The sequence below is a fragment of the Rhizobacter sp. genome, from assembly GCF_031412495.1.
Lineage (GTDB): Bacteria > Pseudomonadota > Gammaproteobacteria > Burkholderiales > Burkholderiaceae_C > Schlegelella_A.
Genome location: NZ_JANODC010000023.1, coordinates 1 through 2,898, shown reverse-complemented (window position 1 = coordinate 2,898; position 2,898 = coordinate 1). Strand labels below are relative to the sequence as shown.

Sequence of the window (2,898 nt, the reverse complement as noted above, 5' to 3'; positions counted from 1 at the left end):
CCGGCGTGAAGATCGAGGGGCTGTCGGTGGCGGAGACGGCGCAGCGCACCGGCAGGTCGGAGTCGGCCGTCAAGGTCGGCATCCACCGGGGCCTGAAGGAACTGGCGCGTCGGGTCCGGGGCGGTGCATGAAGACCGACGCCCTGATCGCGATGCTGGCGCGCGGCCCCGTCGCGGCCGAACCCGGCACGACCGAACGCCGCCTCGCTGCCGCCACCGCGCTGGCTGCGCTCGTGATCGCCGCCCTCGGCCTCGTCGTGCTCGGGCCACGCCCCGACCTGGCGAGCGCGGCCGGGCTGCCGGCTTTCTGGCTCAAGCTGGCCTTTCCGGTGGCGCTCGCGTGTGCGGCCTACGTGGCGAGCTGCCGGCTGGCCCGGCCGGGCGCGCGCCTCGGTGCCGCCGGCTGGGGGGGGATGGCGCTGCCGTTCGTCGCCGTCGCCGGCCTGGCGCTGGCCGCGTTGATCGAGGCGCCTTCCGCAAGCGAGGCGTGGTCGCTGGTCAGCGGCCGCAGCGCGGTCGGCTGCTTCGCCGCCATCGCCCTGCTGGCGCTGCCGGTCTTCGCCGCGACGCAGGTGGCGCTGCGCTCCCTGGGACCGACCCGACTGCGCGCCGCCGGTGCCGTCGCCGGGCTGCTCGCCGGTGCCGTCGCCGCGGCCGTCTACGCGATCCATTGCGACGAGATGGCAGCGCCCTTCGTCGCCGTCTGGTACGGCCTCGGCATGGCTGGGCCAACGGTAGCCGGCGCCTGGCTCGGGCCGCGCCTGCTCCGCTGGGAGCGACGCAGGCGCCTGCCCGCCGCTACGGCCGGGCTTCGAGACGGGGTTGAGCGGCATCCCGGTGGCGCGCGGGAGCGCCTCAAGCCGCCGTCCCATCACCACCGAGCGCGGGCGGCGCCCGGCCCTGGCCATCTTCTTGTCGAGTCCGAGGCGGCTCAGCCGGCCGTCAGCTTCAGGTCGGCCCGGGGCGTCCACGACTCGCCGCCGCCGCCGGTCTTCGGCGCGCCGAGGAACAGGCGGCTGGTCGGCAGCTGCTTGCCGGCCAGGTAGTCGCGCACCGCCACGCCCCGTCGCACGGCGAGCTGCTGCATGGCCTCGTCGCCGACGCTGATGCTCGCCAGCAGCAGCGCTTCCATCTCGGCGACGGGGAGGTCCTGCGCCAGCCCGACGGCGTTCTTCGGCTTGACGATGTCGGCGCGCCGGTAGACCGCCTTCAGCAGCTCCGGGTACTCCGCTGCGCTGACGACCGTCTCGGCCGCCGGCGTCGCGCCAGAGACGGCACCGGCAGCAGCGCTTGCACTCGGACTGGCGCTCGCGCTGCTTCCGAGCCCGGCCCGCCGCTTCTCGGCGCGGACGATCTGCTGCAGGCGCTCCTTCTTCCAGGCTTCGCGCTCGACCTCGAGCCGGCTCTCTCCGGTGACGGTCATGATCAGCTGCGGCCGTTCGGCGAGCGCCGCGGCGATCTTGTCCAGGCTCGCCTGCGCCGCCGGCGCCAGCGTCGCCGTGCCCGGGGCGAACTCGATCGCCGACGCCTCGCTGCTGCCGCCGCCGCCGAGGGCCGATGCGAGCAGCGAGAACGGGGCGGTGACGGCGCGGACGACGACGTTGCCGAGCGCCTTCCAGATCAGGCCGCCGATGGAGAACTGCGGGTCGTTGATCGAACCCGAGACCGGCAGGTCGATGTCGATCACGCCGTTGCGATCGGCGAGGAGGGCGACAGCGAGCTTGACCGGCAGGCTCGCCGGCGCGCCGGCGATGGGGTCGCCGAAGACGATCTGGTTGAGGACGATGCGGTTGCTGGCGGTGAGCTGCCCGTCGGGCCGCACTACGTAGGCGAGGTCGACGCTCATCTTGCCCCGCTCGATGCCGTGCCCGGCGTACTTGGTGGTGTAGGGCGAGAGCGGCGGCAGCTCGAGGTCGCGCACCTTGGCTGCGATGTCGAGGGCGAGCGGCTTCGCCAGCGGGTTGAGCTTGCCGGTGATCTCGAGCGACGCGCTGCCTTCGACCCGGCCGCGCAGCTCGATGTCGGCGAGCTGCGGCGGCTGGCCCGCGCCCGCGCCTTGCGAGGAAAAGGCGCCGAGCCGGCCGGCGAGCTCGCTCAGGTTGGCCGTGTAGTTCGGCCTGACGAAACGGTCGTTGAAATTGATGCGTCCGCCTGCGACGGCGATCGGACCGAAGCGGACGATGGCCGGTGGTTTCGGCGCGGCGCTGCCTGCCGCCGTCGGCGCCGAGCCGGCCGCCGCCGGTGCGGGGGCCCGGGTCACGTCCTGCAGATTGAGGCGGCCGCCCTCGTCGAGGACGATGCGGGCGAAGAAGTCGCCGAGCGAGGTCTGGTCGACGCTGACCTGGGTCGCCGAGTCCGGCGCGACGGCGATGTCGACGCCGCGCAGGCTGAGCGACTTCCAGTTGAGCAGGGGCCGGCCGCCACCAGCGCCATCGCGCACCATGGCCAGGGCGCGGCGCGGCGCCGCCTGCTCGGTCGCGGCGCTGCTGGCGCGGAAGTCGTCGACCGTCGCGTCGCCGCGGATGCGAAGGCGAGGGCCGTTCGCCGCCGCGTCGTAGGCGACATCGCCGCGAAAGCTCGTCTGCGCCTTTTGGACGTCCACGTTCAGCACTTCCTTGAGGTAGGGGTCGAGCAGGTGCGCCGGCAGGTCCTTGAGGAGCAGCGTGGCCCGGGCCGAGGCCGGCACGCCGCCGGCCAGGGCGGAGAGCTCGCCGCGCGCGTCGACGCTGTCGGCGAAGCCGCTGCCGACTGCCGTGCCGGCCGCGGCGGCCGGCACGGGGACGCGGGCGGCAAGCCGGAACCGCAGCCGGCCCCAGGCATCCTTCGCGCAGCCGCGCAGGGTCAAGCTAACCACGGGGAGGGCGAGGGCGGCCCGCTGGGCCTGGGCCGCATCGGCGAA

Annotated in this window: 3 protein-coding genes; 2 read left to right on the top strand and 1 reads right to left on the bottom strand. The window is 74.4% G+C overall.

From position 1 onward, the window contains the following. Window positions 1-131, top strand: a 131-nt coding sequence (locus tag AC30N0_RS00920; RefSeq protein WP_489516064.1) for a sigma factor-like helix-turn-helix DNA-binding protein, incomplete at its 5' end; no start/stop codon positions are given. Continuing rightward, entirely contained in the window at window positions 128-1,045 is a 918-nt protein-coding gene (locus AC30N0_RS00915; RefSeq protein WP_489516063.1) for an NrsF family protein, read from the top strand. The genes AC30N0_RS00920 and AC30N0_RS00915, both read left to right, overlap by 4 nt. Here AC30N0_RS00915 and AC30N0_RS00910 read toward each other — a convergent pair. After that, on the bottom strand, window positions 931-2,898 hold a 1,968-nt coding region (locus AC30N0_RS00910; protein ID WP_489516062.1), incomplete at its 5' end, for a DUF748 domain-containing protein. The genes AC30N0_RS00915 and AC30N0_RS00910 overlap by 115 nt on opposite strands.